Raw genomic sequence first — 13225 nt, 5'->3', positions numbered from 1 at the left:
GTAAATTGATAAAACTAGATGGTAAAATTTTAACCCACTTTGATTTTATATTGCCATTGCTCGTATTTCCAATAATAATTTTTTCATTTTTATTAATGAATGAGGCGAATGAAGTTTTAGCGCATAAACAAATTATATATGTGATTGTAGGGTTTTTTGCTTTTTTTATATTTTTTTTATTACCAATTAAAAAAATTGAATGGCTTATTCCTTTTTTTTACTGGTTTTGCATAGGTTTATTATTATTAGTTGATGTTTTAGGTGCTACTAAATTAGGAGCTACTAGATGGCTTGAAATTCCTTTTACAAGATTTACAATTCAGCCTAGTGAGATTTTTAAACCTGCATTTTTATTAATGCTTGCTTATTTAATTAGACACAATCCTCCACCTGATGATGGATATAGATTTAAAGATTTTTGCAAAATTAGTTTTTATATAATTTTACCTTTTGTTCTTATTAAAAGTGAGCCTGATTTAGGTTCTGCTTTAATTATTTTAATAGTTGGCTATGTTACATTGTTTTTAGTGGGCATTCATCATAAAATTATTTTAACAGGGGCATTATTGCTTGGAATTTGTATGCCAATAGCTCCTATTGTCTATGATAATTTAAATGATTACCAAAAGAAAAGAATTACCGATTTTTTAAGTGAAAAACCAAGCTATCAAGTAAGACAAAGTATGATAGCAATAGGAAGTGGTGGAATAAATGGTAAAAGCAAAGATGATGCTACTCAAACTCATTTTAAATTCTTACCAATTAGCACGAGTGATTTTATTTTTGCATATACTATTGAAAGATACGGATTTTTAGGTGCTTGCTTGCTTTTAGGATTATATTTATTACTGATTTTACATTTGCTAAGCTTTAATAAAAAGCTTAAAAAAGATTATTTTGCTAAAACTTTCACATCAGCTCTATCCATATTAATATTTATTTATGTTGGGGTTAATGTATCTATGACTATAGGGTTTGCTCCTGTTGTTGGAGTGCCACTGCCGTTTTTTAGCTATGGTGGAAGCTCTTTTGTAACCTTTATGATACTTTTTGGAATATATGAAAATTTATTATCATTTAGGTTTGACCCTGATTATAAATTAGTAAGAATTGATTTGTAATTAAAGAATTTAAAATTAAATTCTTTAATTATCTATAGGCTTTAATAAGTGAATTAATCTCATTAATATGTGGAAATCTTTTGCTATCACAACCTATTAATTCATTTTTTGAATATATTTTCTCATTATCACAAATAACTATAAAATCGCCTTTACTTCCTATTTCAAATTCTACTTCTATTCCTTGAAATTCACCAATTAATTCATCTGCAACCCTTGCAGCTTGTGGTTCATATTTTCAAGCATTACAATAAATGATTTTCGCTTTCATTTTTTCTCCTTACAAAAATATTACAAATTTAAAATAACTTAATTAATGACTAGAAATATTAAGTTATTTATAGTATTCTTTCGCATTTAATAAAAAATATTATTTGGTAAAGGTAAATATGAAGTTTTTAGAGATTTTAAAGGATAGAAAGCTAAAAGCAACTCCGCAAAGAATAAGCATTTTAAAAGTTTTATCAAAACACGAACACCCTAGTATTGATGAATTATACGAGCAAATAAAGGTTGAATATCCTGCAATTTCACTTGCTACTGTTTATAAAAATCTTAGCACTATGATTGATGAGGGTTTAGTAGTTGAGATTTCAATCCCTAATGATAAATCAAAATACGATATATATGAATACGAACATATTCATTTGGTTTGTAATAATTGTAAAAGTGTTTTTGATTTAGATAAAGTTAAGGCTGGACTTGATAAATATCAACAAACTTTACAAACTAAGTTAGATAATCCTATAGAAAGTATTAAAATTACAGCGTTTTTGGCTACTTGTTCAAATTGCAAATAATATAAGTTAAAATAAGATAAAAAAGGAGTTTAGGTGAGTATTTTAAAACACTTTCTCTTTTTTACCTTAGAGAGTAATTTAGAGTTTAAAAAGCTTAAAGATAGTTTTTGTTTATTTGAAAATAGTCTTTATAAACTTGATATAATTGATAGCAATTTACATTTTTTAAAAGCTAATTTATCAAGAACTGACATAGAATATCATACGAGTGAGCTTAGCTTAAATGAAGTAAAAAGCAAAAGTTTAAAATACAAAAGAGCCATCACTCAAGGCAAGATGATAGAACAATTTAATAATTTTTATATCTGCACTTTATTTGATGAAAATTCTCAAGATGGGCTTAGTTTTAGTGAATATGAAAGATTAAAAATATTTTTAACTTATGGGTTTAAATCAAGGGATTTAAGCATTAGCATAGGACTTGCTTTAAGGATATATTTGTTTTATTTGAGTATTAATTCTAAGCAAGAGATAATAAAAGAAATTCTTAATTTATTCTCTTTTATTTACGAAGAAAATATAATAAAAACTATCAATAAAAATGATAATTTTTATGATAATTTATCTTGTATTATTTTAGATGAAAATAATTTTTATACCACAAATTGTGCTAAGGTTAATTTTGTAAAAATCTTTTCAAAAGTTTTAAGAAAAGAAGCTATAAAAGTATTAAGATTTAATGAAAGTTGCGAAAAATTAATAATATTGCTTGAATTTTTAAGCTTTTTTAAAACTCATAAAAAATTAGATTTTCAAGAAAAATTAGCAAAAAATAAAAGCGTTAAAAAAATAGCTAGAAAAATTAGTAAAATAGCTAGAACTTATTATTTAGGATAAATATGCAAAAACAAGAAAAAATAGTAGAAATGTTTAATGAAATAGCTCCAAGCTATGATAAAGCTAATAAGGTTTTAAGTTTTGGTATCGATGCAAAATGGAGATTTGATGCGATTAGTAAGGTTAAAGATTTTCTTAATTTAAATTCTAATTTAAATATAGCTGATATTGCTTGTGGGACAGGCGATATGTGTGTTTTGCTAAGTAAAATTCCAAATGCAAAGGTTGTAGGGATTGACCCAAGTAGTGGAATGCTAGAAGTGGCTAAAAAGCGTCATTTAGAAATTGATTTTAAATTAGGCTATGCAAATAATTTGCCATTAGATAATGAAAGCGTAGATTTAATTACTATTAGTTATGGTTTTAGAAATGTGGTTGAAAAAGATGAAGCATTAGAAGAATTTAAAAGAGTGCTAAAGCCTAATGGAACGCTTTTGGTATTAGAGTTTTTTAAAAGAGAAAAGGGCGGTATAATAGGATTTTTCCGTGATTTTTATCTAAAAAAAATATTACCTATAATAGGTGGAATTTTAAGCAAAAACAAAGCAGCTTATGAATATTTACCTAATTCTATTGATGATTTTTACTCAAATGATGAATTTAAAGATAAATTAAAAGAGCATAATTTTGATTTAAAACTTTTCAAAACTTATAGTTTTGGAGTTAGTTCATTGTTTATAGCGAGTAAAAATGTTAGCAAATAAACTAGAAAAAACATATTTTAGTGTAAGCGAAATCAATAATCTTGCTAAAAATAATTTAGAAAATACTTTTTTAAATATCGCAATTCAAGGAGAAGTTAGCAAGATTACAAATCATACTTCAGGGCATTGGTATTTTACTATTAAAGATGAGTTATCAAGCCTTGATTGCACTATGTTTTCAAGTTATAACAAAGGTAAGGCTAATTTAATAGTAGGCAATAAAATAATAGCCATTGGAAAACTTACCATATATCCTGCTAGTGGAAAGTATCAACTAAACTGCACTGATTATGAATTAGCCGATGGATTGGGTAAATTACAAGCAGCTTTTAATGAGCTTTATAAGAAATTAAAAGATGAAGGCTTGTTTTTAGATATTTATAAAAAACAAATTCCAAAAAATATTAAAAAAATTGCAGTAATTACAGCTATTAATTCAGCTGCTGCTAAAGATATTTTAAGAGTTTATGAAAACAACGAAGCTTATTTAATAAAATTAGTGTTTTTTGATAGTTTAATGCAAGGAGAAAATGCTAGTAAAAGAGTAATTGAGTGTATTAAAAAGGCTAATGAATTTGATTTTGATATTATATTAATAGCTCGTGGCGGTGGTAGTAAAGAAGATTTATTTTGCTTTAACGATGAAGCTTTAGTAAGACAAATCGTAGCATCTAAAATCCCAATAATTACAGGTTTAGGACACGAAATAGATACTCATTTAAGCGATTTAGCAGCTAGTAAGTATTATGCGACCCCAACTGCGGCTATGCAAAGCTTGGTTTATAATAAGTTTGATAGAATGCTAGATTTAGATAATTTACAAAATTATTTTAATTTAACTATTAAAAAACATTTGGATAAAAAAGAGCAAAATTATTTATATTTAGCAAGTAAATTTTCTAAAAAAGAAGTGAATTTTAAATTTAATTCATATAAAAATAATCTTTTAAATAAAAAGACTTTATTTCAAAATAAGCTAAAAAATATTTTAAAACAAAATGAGCTAATTTTAAATAATCAAAAAACTATTTTAAATAATAATTTTCATAAAGCCTTAGAAAATAAAGAAAGGCTTTATAATATTTATGAAAATAAGATAAATATCACAAAGCTTAAAAGCAATATTTCAAGTATGCAATTTAGCCTAAATCAATATGAAAAACTAGCAAAACAATCATTTAATAAGGCTATTTTAAATAAAAATCAATCTTTAAATGATTTTATAAAGAGTAAAAACATCATTGATTTTAAAATAAAACTAGCAAAAGACAAACTAGAAAATCAAAAAATACTATTAAATAACAGCTTTAAACCTAAATTTAAAGAAAAATATGTAAAAATAAACAATTATCAAAAGATTTTAAGCACTCATCAAGCATTCTTAGAAAGCATTAAAGAGTATGCTAGAGTTATGAAAGATAATAAAGGCATAAAACTTAGTGCTTTAAAAGAAGGCGATGAAATCACGCTAAAATCAATTGATTGTGTAAAAATAGCAAAGATTATAAAGGAGTAAAAATGAGACAATACAATTTTAGTGCAGGACCATCTGAATTACCATTAGAGGTTTTAAAAGAAATTCAAGAAGAATTATTAAGTTATAAAAATAACGGCTTTTCTATTATGGAAATTAGTCATCGCTCAAGTTATTATGAGCAAATGCACAATGACGCTATTAAAGATGCAAAAGAGCTTTATGGAATAAATGATGATTATGAAGTAATTTTCGTTCAAGGTGGTGCTACTATGCAATTTAGCTTATTGGCTATGAATTTTAGCCTAGATAATAAGCCTTGTGAATACATTGATACTGATGTATGGACGCAAAAGGCTTGCGAAGAAGCTATCTTAGCTGGAGTAAATGCAAAAATCGTAGCTAGTTCAAAAGATAGTAAATATAATTATATTCCAAAAATTGCTTTAAATAATGATAGTTCTTATACTTATATTTGTTCAAACAACACGGTGCATGGAACTCAATATAAGCAACTTCCTATTTCAAATTCTCCTTTGATTGTTGATGCTAGTTCGGACTTTTTTTCTAAGAAATTAGACTTTTCAAATATAGGTGTTTTATATGGTGGAGTTCAAAAAAATGCTGGTATAGCAGGATTTGCATGTTTAATTATTAGAAAAGACTTATTAGAACGCAGTAAAAATAAAACTATGCCTAAAATGTTTAATTACAACACTTATGCAGATAATAATTCTTTATTTAATACTCCGCCTACATTTGCTATTTATGTATATGCAAAAATTATGAAATGGATTAAAGCTAAAGGCGGACTTGATGTAATTAATCAAGAAAATGAAATAAAAGCTAAATATCTTTATGATATTATTGATAATAGTAATTTTTACAAAGCTTATGTAAATAATGATGATAGATCAGTTATGAATGTTTGCTTTACTACAGGAAATGATGAATTAGACTTAGAATTTTGGAGTAAAGCTGCTAAAGAACACAATATGCTAGGTTTAAAAGGTCATAAAAAACTTGGCGGATTAAGAGCTAGTATTTACAATAGTGCTAGTTTAGAAAAAGTTAAAATTTTAGGCGAATATATGAAAGAATACGAAAGGGTTCGTGGATGAAAAAAGGCTTTTCATTAATTGAGCTTATATTTTCTATGGTTGTAATTGGAATTAGCTTAGCAGCTATTCCAAAAATAGTTAATGCTAGTTTAGAAGGCGATGAGGTAGGTTATAAACAAGAATATTTTTATGAAGTAAAAGAGCTTTATGGACTTATTAGAAATCTACCTTATGATAATTCTAATATAGCTTATGATGAATACAAAACTAATAGCTTATTATCTCAATATATATTAACTCCTGCTTTACAAGGTAAGATAACTTATAAAGTTGATGAGTTAAATCAAATTAATATTAATTCAAGATATTATGCTACTTCATCAGGAAGTGCTGCAAATATCAATAATATTTCTATAAATAATCAAAAAAATGTAAGCTTTTCTAATGTTTTAGGTCAAAAGATAAATTATATATATGGTAAGTATTCAAAAATAGATTCATCTTATAAATTTGGTTTTAAAACCCCTACTGATTGTGCTGTATCAACAAATAGTATATGTGGAGATATAGGCGGGACTAGCACAATGTATGTAGGTCAAATGCAGATTTTAGATGGAGCTAATCCTGTTGTATCATTTGATGTATTTTTTAATAAATTTGGAAGATTAGATAGTATTTATAGCCAATATGCAATGAAGACTAGTGATACCACTTGGGATAGCACTAATGAAGCAAAATTAAAAAATTATTTAAGTTTATAAGGAAGTAGATGAAAAAGGCTTTTACGATAATAGAATTAATTGTTGTTATTGTTATTTTAGGAATAATTGCAGGGCTTGGAATAGAGATTATTAAATTTTCTTACGATAACGAACAAAGAGTTAGAGCATTAAATGAACTTGAGCTTAAATCTCAAGCTACTATGGACTTTTTAACAACACACCTAAACAATGCCATTAAAAATAGCTTTAGACTTAAAAAAGCTGAAAATTCTGAATGTGTAAATTCTGTAACTGATTGTAAGTTTGTTTTTAATATTGAAGATGATTCTTTAAAGAATGATTTTAAGATTTTTGAATGGGCTAGGATTGCTATTATTGATAAAAAGCATAATAAATGGGACGGGCTTAACGAAACTAGAAGCGTTATTAATGCAGCTGTAAATGATAAAGCAAGTTGCTATGATGGAACAAATTATTTTAATTGTTTTTCTCATAAACAAAAAGGTATTAATACTAAAATTATTAATTCGTATTCTTTAGGAGATAAGTTAGGCGTATATTTTTTAGGGGATAATATAGCAACTTCAACTTCTTTTATGGAAAAAGATTTGTATGATTTAGAAATAGCTGAAAGAAATGTTGGTAGTGGTAAGAAAGAAGATTATGCAAAAATTGAACTAAAACTAAGTGATAAGATTTTTACAATTAGTAATGTATATGTATTAGTTGATAAGATTGAAGGTATTAAGTTTGAAGATGGTGAATTAAAATATTATAGTTATGATTTTAAAGATAAAAGACCAAATTTCGCAACAAATACCATTGATAAAGTAACACTTGTAAATAATGTTAGTGATTTTATTATTAGTAATAATAACGGCGTTACTAAAATTAAATTATGCTTAGAAGTAAATGATTTGCCAGGTAGTTTTATTACTAAAAAGACAAGCCTTAAAGTTTGCAAAAGTGGGGTAATAATATGAAAAAATCAGGTTTTAGTATGATAACTGCTATTATATTTATTATTTTAGTAAGCGTTGTTGGAGTTTTAACCTTGCAATCATCAAAAAGCACCGTGTCATTTGCAGCTAGAGCTTATCTTAAAGAGCAGGTTGAACTTATAATGGACGGGGCTAGAGCAAAGGCATTAAGTAGATGGTTTGAATCAGGCGATCCTATAGTTAATTCAGGTATTATGTCAAACGCAAAAATAACCGAGAATTACTATTACCCTAGTAATAGTGATAGAAAATATTTAATCACAATAGAATATACAAAAGTTGATAGTTCTAAGGCGTTAAAATTTGATAAAAACACCGTTTTAGCAAGAATTAGTGTTGAGACAGGAGAAGCTTTATCAAAAGTAGCAAAAATTAGATTAGCAAGAGATTACACAATAGGAAATTAAAGGAAATATTATGCAAAAGCAAGTTTTATTAAGCTATGGTGGTGGCGGAGATGAGATGAATGAGTTTTTAAATAATTTTATTTTAAAACATATTCATGCTGATAATTCTCAAGGACTTAGCGAAGATGCTGCTGTGTGTGATGGTTTTTCTAAAATCGCTTTTTCAACTGATTCTTTTGTGCTTGACCCAATTTTTATCAATGGTGCAAATATAGGTAAAATCGCAGCTTGTGGTTCTATAAATGATGTTTTGATGATGGGAGCAAAGCCTAAATATCTTACTTTAGGTCTTATTTTAGAAGAAGGCTTTTTACTTGATGATTTAGCAAAAATATTAAATGATTTATCAAATACTGCAAAAGAATTTGAAGTAGGAATTAAGTGTGGGGATTTAAAGGTAGTTCCTAAGGGTAAGGCTGATAAGATATATATAAATACAACTTGTATAGGCGATGCAAATGGATTTATTAATAATAATAAAATTAGCACAAAAAATATAAAAGAAGGCGACGCTATTATAGTAAGTGGTGATTTAGGAAGGCATGGAGCTTGTGTAATGGCTGCTAGATTTGGTTTTAACTACGATATTATAAGTGATGCAAAATGTTTATATAATGAAGTAAAAGATATTTTAAAATACGATATAAAATGTCTAAGAGACGCTACTCGTGGTGGTTTATCTAGCGTGTTAAATGAATTAGCAAAATCAAGTGGCTTGGAATTTATAATCAATGAAAGTGATATTAGTATAAGTGATGGGGTTTTAGGGCTTTGTGAATTGTTAGGATTTGATGCTTTAGAATTAGCTAATGAAGGAACATTTGTTTGTATTTGTTCTAAAGAAGATGCGCAAAATGTATTAAAAGAATTAAAAAAATACAATGATTTTGCAAATATAATAGGTGTAGTGCATAAGTCAAAAAGCCCATCAGTAAAGCTTAATAATAGCTATGGTGGAAGTAGGATTTTACAAATGCCAAAAGGCGAATTATTGCCAAGGATTTGCTAATGCATGAAATGGCAATTGTTAATAATCTTTTAGATGAGTGTGAAAGAATTAGAATAAATAATAAAGCTACAAAAATTACTAGAGTAAGAGTTAGCATAGGTAGGCTTAGTGGTGTTGAAGAGCATTATTTTAAAGAAGCTTTCAATGCTTTTACTAGCGATAATAATTCAAGCTATTTCAATGCTAAATTAGAAGTAGTTTTAAAAGAACTTGAACTTTTTTGCAAAGATTGTAATTGTAGTTTTATTCAAAATAAAAATGAGTTTTGTTGCAAAAATTGCTCTAGCAATAATGTTGAGATTAAAAGTGGCGATGAATTATTATTAGAGCAAGTTGAATTAGAGTGATTTTAGTTATCAATTAGATATTTATATACTATATCTTGGCGTTTTGAGATTTGGTTTATAAAATACTTAATTCTCTCATCGTTTGTTAGAATTTTATCATCTATTTCATCATAAAAATAATAAGGCAAGTCATTGCTTATATTTTCCATCATTTTAAATCTAGTGATTAAAATTCCAATATCTGATTGTTCTTTTAATTGAATTTTATTATATTTTGAATATAAATACTCATTTAATGATATACATAAGTTATTCATTTCCAAAACTGCTTCTAGTAGTCTAATTTGTTCAATTTTATTATGTTTGTTTCTGCTTTCGTATAAAAGGTTTTTAAGGCTTTTAATATTTAATAAAATTTTATTTTCATAATTTAAATAATCTTCTTTTTTAATAACAGCACTTAAGAAGTTTTTAAGATTATTTATTGCGTCTTTTAAAGTAGGTTTTATATCATCTTCGCTTTTGCTAGGCCAAAGATACGAAAAGGTATAAACTATAAAAAATGCTACAATAAAATCAATTAATCTATATACAAGTAATCTTTCATAATCAAGTCCTAAACTCGCAAATAAAATAGCAAGATTTAGCATAATAAAAATAGTTGCTATAAAATATGGAAAATGCTTAAAATATATACAAGCAAAATATGATAAAAATAGCACTACAAAAATTAATTTTGAATGTATTGAAAAGATAATCAAAAGTCCTAATGCAAAGCCTATGAGTGCTGCATAAATGGTTTCTTTATTATTAATTGTAGTTGAATTGATGGTTTCTTTAAACATTGTAAAAACACCCATCGCTATCCAAATTCCGTGGTCAATTTTGAAAAATAATGCTAAAAATAACGAAAACGAAGTTGCTAATGCAACTTTTATTGAGAATTTAAAATACTTATTATCAAAATGAAACTTTTCTAAAATAGTTTTAATTGTGATTTTTTTATCTTTTGGTTTTAATGTTAATTGTTTTGCTCCACCTTGCTTAAATAATTCAAGCTTGTAATAAAGAACCTCTACTAAGGTGCATAATATTGGTAATGTATTTAATTGTTTTAATCTATCAAGACAAAATGATTTGAGATTGACTTTTTCATCTTTAAATATCTTTTTTAATTCTTCAAGATTAAAAATAATTTCATTTTGAATATTTTTTATATGAGCGTTTTTTGAATTTTGTTTAAAAAATGTCCTTAGTGAAAATAAAGCAAGTGCTATTTCTTCACACTTTAGCAAATAAAACATAGCCATTTCTTGGTGTCTTATAAGGCTTGAATCTTTTATATTTACTGATTTACTTTCAAAAAGTCTTTTAAATTCATTTATCCTTGTTACGAATAAATTTTGCCACATTTCATATTTGCTATTTGTCATATTTTCACTCATATAAATCAAATCATTTAAAAGCATTATAAAACTTCTTCTAGTAAATCCACCATAAGTATAAAATGCAAAAGTTCTAAAAATAGTTGCTACGCAAGAGCCAATTAATGTCGCATAAAATACTTCTAAAGAATCAAAATTATTTAGACTAGCACTAATTAACATAGCCATAACAAGTAAGGTTGCATATATGCCAACTTTGAGTGCGTCTTGTGAAATTGCACCTGCAAAAATAACAGCGAAAATCCAAATAAAACTAGGAATTGCCATAAAAAAATCAAGTTTGATTAAATAAGGAACTACTAGAGCAAAAAAACAACCAAAAAAAGTAAAAGCTAGCAAATATAATATTTTCTTAGTTCCTACCGAATTAAGATTGTTCATATAAAATATAAAAACACAAGATAAAACACTAAAAATAGTATAGTTTTCGTGAATTGTAAAATAGCTTATGATTAAGCAAATAGCAAGTCCAACGCAAGCTTTCATAGCGTATAGTAATGAAAAATTACTAGGGTCGTATTTATGAAAATACACTTTTAATTTTTGATACGAATTAATAAAATATTGTTTATTTAGTTCCATATTGCACTTCAAAATAATTTGTAATTTTATTTTTAAATTGTAAAGCTTCTATTTTTCTTTTAAGCTCTTTATTTTCTTCGCTTAATACTTCTCTTTTGTCTTTTAATTGAGCATAAACTTTACTTGATTCATAGAGTTGAAGTCTAACCCAAACTAAGCTAATTGATATAATCATTATTATAAAAAATAATAATATTAGCCTTTTGTTAAAACCTAAAATAGAATAATCTTGGTATTTATTTATTAGTAATTCTTCTTTTTCTTCTGTACTTGTTCTTATGTTTTTCATTATTTTAAATAAAATGCTCTAAGTTTTGCACAACTTGACCTAGAATTATATTTTATTTCTTCTTTGCTAGGTTCAATTGGTTTTTTAGTAATAATTTTTCCTAAGGAATGGTTATTACCACATTCACATCTAATTGCAAATTCATCACAAATGCAATTATTTGCCCATTTTTTAAAAGTGTCTTTTACTATTTTATCTTCTAAAGAATGAAAAGTAATTATACAAATTAGACAATTTTTAAATTCTTTTAGTTGCTCTAAAAATCTTTTAAGCACTCCTAATTCATCATTTACTTCAATTCTAATTGCTTGAAATATTAAAGTTTTTAGGCTTACACTACGATTGTTTAACTTTGCATTTCCTATTATTTTACTAAGTTCTTTGCAAGAGTTAATAGGTCTATTTTTGATAATATTTGAAGCTATATCAGAAGCTAGTTTTTCTGGTAATTCTGCGTAATTTTTAAAAATTTCACTTAGTTGCTTGCTAGTATAGGTATTAATTAGAGTTTTTGCATCAAAATCTTTATTTTTATCCATTCTCATATCTAATTCACTAGAATCAAAAGAAAAACCCCTATCATCTTTATCTAATTGCAAACTAGATACTCCAATATCTGCTAATACACCTTTAATTTCATTTTTGTTATTAATGAAAGAAAATATATTTTCATAATTTGTTTTATAAATTTGAATATCTACATTAAATTCTTTTAATTTTTCTTTAGAATAATTGATGGCTTCTATATCTTGGTCGCACGCTATTAGATTTAGTTTATTATTATTTTTTAATATAGCACTAGCGTGTCCTGCATAGCCCAAAGTTGCGTCAAGATAATAACCATTATCTAAATCTTTAAATAATTTAACTACTTCATCTTTTAAAACGGGAATATGAATTTGCAAATGCTTACCTTGTAATTTAATATTGTATATATAATAAATAAAACTTTTTAACAAGGATATAATAATGTTTGCTGAAATCAAAAAATACGCAAAAATAATGTATGAAAAAGACTTTATATATGGACTTAATGGTTCTATATCTTCAAGATTTGAAGATAATGCGTTTTTAATAAACAAAAATACAATATTTAATGATGATAATTCATTCTTTATTAAATTATTATTAAATGAAAATTATAAGCAATATGATGCTTGTAAATATGTAAAATTACATTCAAAAATATATAATTCTTTTTCACAAGCTAAAGTGATAGCCGTAGTTTGCACTAAAGATATAATGAAAATATGCGATGGTTCAAGTTTGAAATATCAAAATCAAAATATTTTTATAGAAAATGAATTAATTTTACAAGATATGAATGTTTTAATAGATAAATTAAGAAAAAATAAATCTAATTTTTTAATGATAAAGAATTTTGGATTATTGATTTTTGATAGAGATTTTAATGGTTTATTTTCTAAAATTTTTGATATAGATTTGCAGGCTAAAATTTCTTTATAAATTAAATCTTTGTTAATGC

Annotated in this window: 15 protein-coding genes and 1 pseudogene; 12 read left to right on the top strand and 4 right to left on the bottom strand. The window is 25.9% G+C overall.

The genetic code is table 11. The features are described from left to right. Nucleotides 1-5 precede the first annotated feature (5 nt). On the top strand, nucleotides 6-1121 hold the full coding sequence (locus AVBRAN12637_RS03490) for an FtsW/RodA/SpoVE family cell cycle protein (protein WP_214116552.1): 1116 nt from the start codon (nucleotides 6-8) through the stop codon (nucleotides 1119-1121). Nucleotides 1122-1149: 28 nt separating this feature from the next. Here AVBRAN12637_RS03490 and AVBRAN12637_RS03485 read toward each other — a convergent pair. Next, nucleotides 1150-1347 (bottom strand): annotated as a pseudogene (locus AVBRAN12637_RS03485) (Rdx family protein); the annotation flags it as partial. A 163-nt stretch (nucleotides 1348-1510) separates the two neighbouring features. Between AVBRAN12637_RS03485 and AVBRAN12637_RS03480 the strand changes: the two are divergent. From AVBRAN12637_RS03480 to AVBRAN12637_RS03435, 10 genes are read left to right on the top strand one after another with little or no spacing between them, the layout of a single operon-like run. Beyond that, the gene (locus tag AVBRAN12637_RS03480) at nucleotides 1511-1921 is read left to right on the top strand and encodes a Fur family transcriptional regulator (protein ID WP_214116554.1); all 411 of its coding nucleotides are present in this window, start codon (nucleotides 1511-1513) and stop codon (nucleotides 1919-1921) included. Between the two features lie 33 nt (nucleotides 1922-1954). Then, a complete protein-coding gene (locus AVBRAN12637_RS03475; protein ID WP_336615321.1) occupies nucleotides 1955-2758 on the top strand; it encodes a hypothetical protein in 804 nt (267 codons plus the stop codon). Nucleotides 2759-2760: 2 nt separating this feature from the next. Continuing rightward, nucleotides 2761-3462: a bifunctional demethylmenaquinone methyltransferase/2-methoxy-6-polyprenyl-1,4-benzoquinol methylase UbiE gene (gene ubiE / locus AVBRAN12637_RS03470; protein WP_214116559.1), complete on the top strand. Its 702-nt coding sequence runs from the start codon at nucleotides 2761-2763 to the stop codon at nucleotides 3460-3462. Then, nucleotides 3449-4978: an exodeoxyribonuclease VII large subunit gene (xseA, locus tag AVBRAN12637_RS03465; RefSeq protein ID WP_336613823.1), complete on the top strand. Its 1530-nt coding sequence runs from the start codon at nucleotides 3449-3451 to the stop codon at nucleotides 4976-4978. Before ubiE ends, xseA begins: the two co-directional genes overlap by 14 nt. Nucleotides 4979-4980: 2 nt before the next feature. Then, nucleotides 4981-6057, top strand: coding sequence for a 3-phosphoserine/phosphohydroxythreonine transaminase (serC, locus tag AVBRAN12637_RS03460; RefSeq protein WP_336615320.1), 1077 nt, complete (start codon nucleotides 4981-4983; stop codon nucleotides 6055-6057). Then, nucleotides 6054-6758 (top strand): type II secretion system protein, encoded by a 705-nt coding sequence (locus AVBRAN12637_RS03455; RefSeq protein WP_336609221.1) that lies wholly within the window; start codon nucleotides 6054-6056, stop codon nucleotides 6756-6758. The genes serC and AVBRAN12637_RS03455 overlap by 4 nt, the downstream gene beginning before the upstream one ends. Nucleotides 6759-6766: 8 nt before the next feature. Next, a complete protein-coding gene (locus tag AVBRAN12637_RS03450) occupies nucleotides 6767-7702 on the top strand; it encodes a prepilin-type N-terminal cleavage/methylation domain-containing protein (RefSeq protein ID WP_336615319.1) in 936 nt (311 codons plus the stop codon). Beyond that, nucleotides 7699-8127, top strand: a complete 429-nt coding sequence (locus AVBRAN12637_RS03445; protein ID WP_336615318.1) for a hypothetical protein — start codon at nucleotides 7699-7701, stop codon at nucleotides 8125-8127. The genes AVBRAN12637_RS03450 and AVBRAN12637_RS03445 overlap by 4 nt, the downstream gene beginning before the upstream one ends. Nucleotides 8128-8137: 10 nt before the next feature. Beyond that, on the top strand, nucleotides 8138-9136 hold the full coding sequence (gene hypE / locus AVBRAN12637_RS03440; RefSeq protein WP_336615317.1) for a hydrogenase expression/formation protein HypE: 999 nt from the start codon (nucleotides 8138-8140) through the stop codon (nucleotides 9134-9136). Next, nucleotides 9136-9483: a hydrogenase maturation nickel metallochaperone HypA/HybF gene (locus tag AVBRAN12637_RS03435; protein ID WP_214116574.1), complete on the top strand. Its 348-nt coding sequence runs from the start codon at nucleotides 9136-9138 to the stop codon at nucleotides 9481-9483. The genes hypE and AVBRAN12637_RS03435 overlap by 1 nt, the downstream gene beginning before the upstream one ends. A gap of 2 nt (nucleotides 9484-9485) precedes the next feature. Here the strand turns inward: AVBRAN12637_RS03435 and AVBRAN12637_RS03430 are convergent, their stop codons facing one another. Genes AVBRAN12637_RS03430 through rsmH form a run of 3 tightly spaced genes read right to left on the bottom strand, consistent with a single transcriptional unit; the run spans nucleotide 9486 to nucleotide 12644 of the window. Beyond that, a complete protein-coding gene (locus AVBRAN12637_RS03430) occupies nucleotides 9486-11450 on the bottom strand; it encodes an FUSC family protein (RefSeq protein ID WP_214116576.1) in 1965 nt (654 codons plus the stop codon). Beyond that, entirely contained in the window at nucleotides 11437-11739 is a 303-nt protein-coding gene (locus AVBRAN12637_RS03425) for a hypothetical protein (RefSeq protein ID WP_214116578.1), read from the bottom strand. The genes AVBRAN12637_RS03430 and AVBRAN12637_RS03425 overlap by 14 nt, the downstream gene beginning before the upstream one ends. Continuing rightward, nucleotides 11739-12644: a 16S rRNA (cytosine(1402)-N(4))-methyltransferase RsmH gene (gene rsmH, locus AVBRAN12637_RS03420; protein ID WP_214116580.1), complete on the bottom strand. Its 906-nt coding sequence runs from the start codon at nucleotides 12642-12644 to the stop codon at nucleotides 11739-11741. Before rsmH ends, AVBRAN12637_RS03425 begins: the two co-directional genes overlap by 1 nt. A 64-nt stretch (nucleotides 12645-12708) precedes the next feature. Here rsmH and AVBRAN12637_RS03415 point away from each other — a divergent pair, with 64 nt between their 5' ends. Next, nucleotides 12709-13206 carry a hypothetical protein gene (locus AVBRAN12637_RS03415; protein WP_336609224.1) on the top strand — a complete coding sequence of 166 codons (498 nt, stop codon included), beginning with the start codon at nucleotides 12709-12711 and terminating at the stop codon, nucleotides 13204-13206. Nucleotides 13207-13225: the final 19 nt, after the last annotated feature.

This window comes from Campylobacter sp. RM12637 (assembly GCF_020137645.1).
Classification (GTDB): Bacteria; Campylobacterota; Campylobacteria; order Campylobacterales; family Campylobacteraceae; genus Campylobacter_E.
The sequence above is the reverse complement of the archived record's forward strand: the minus strand, read 5'-3'. Positions and strand labels throughout refer to the sequence as shown.

What these genes read in the sequence shown, in the direction of transcription:
- AVBRAN12637_RS03480 (WP_214116554.1), top strand. Translation starts at nt 1,511, where the DNA reads ATGAAGTTTTTAGAGATTTTAAAGGATAGAAAGCTAAAAGCAACTCCG.
- ubiE (WP_214116559.1), top strand. Translation starts at nt 2,761, where the DNA reads ATGCAAAAACAAGAAAAAATAGTAGAAATGTTTAATGAAATAGCTCCA.
- xseA (WP_336613823.1), top strand. Translation starts at nt 3,449, where the DNA reads ATGTTAGCAAATAAACTAGAAAAAACATATTTTAGTGTAAGCGAAATC.
- serC (WP_336615320.1), top strand. Translation starts at nt 4,981, where the DNA reads ATGAGACAATACAATTTTAGTGCAGGACCATCTGAATTACCATTAGAG.
- AVBRAN12637_RS03455 (WP_336609221.1), top strand. Translation starts at nt 6,054, where the DNA reads ATGAAAAAAGGCTTTTCATTAATTGAGCTTATATTTTCTATGGTTGTA.
- AVBRAN12637_RS03450 (WP_336615319.1), top strand. Translation starts at nt 6,767, where the DNA reads ATGAAAAAGGCTTTTACGATAATAGAATTAATTGTTGTTATTGTTATT.
- AVBRAN12637_RS03445 (WP_336615318.1), top strand. Translation starts at nt 7,699, where the DNA reads ATGAAAAAATCAGGTTTTAGTATGATAACTGCTATTATATTTATTATT.
- hypE (WP_336615317.1), top strand. Translation starts at nt 8,138, where the DNA reads ATGCAAAAGCAAGTTTTATTAAGCTATGGTGGTGGCGGAGATGAGATG.
- AVBRAN12637_RS03435 (WP_214116574.1), top strand. Translation starts at nt 9,136, where the DNA reads ATGCATGAAATGGCAATTGTTAATAATCTTTTAGATGAGTGTGAAAGA.
- AVBRAN12637_RS03430 (WP_214116576.1), bottom strand. Translation starts at nt 11,450, where the DNA reads ATGGAACTAAATAAACAATATTTTATTAATTCGTATCAAAAATTAAAA.
- AVBRAN12637_RS03425 (WP_214116578.1), bottom strand. Translation starts at nt 11,739, where the DNA reads ATGAAAAACATAAGAACAAGTACAGAAGAAAAAGAAGAATTACTAATA.
- AVBRAN12637_RS03415 (WP_336609224.1), top strand. Translation starts at nt 12,709, where the DNA reads ATGTTTGCTGAAATCAAAAAATACGCAAAAATAATGTATGAAAAAGAC.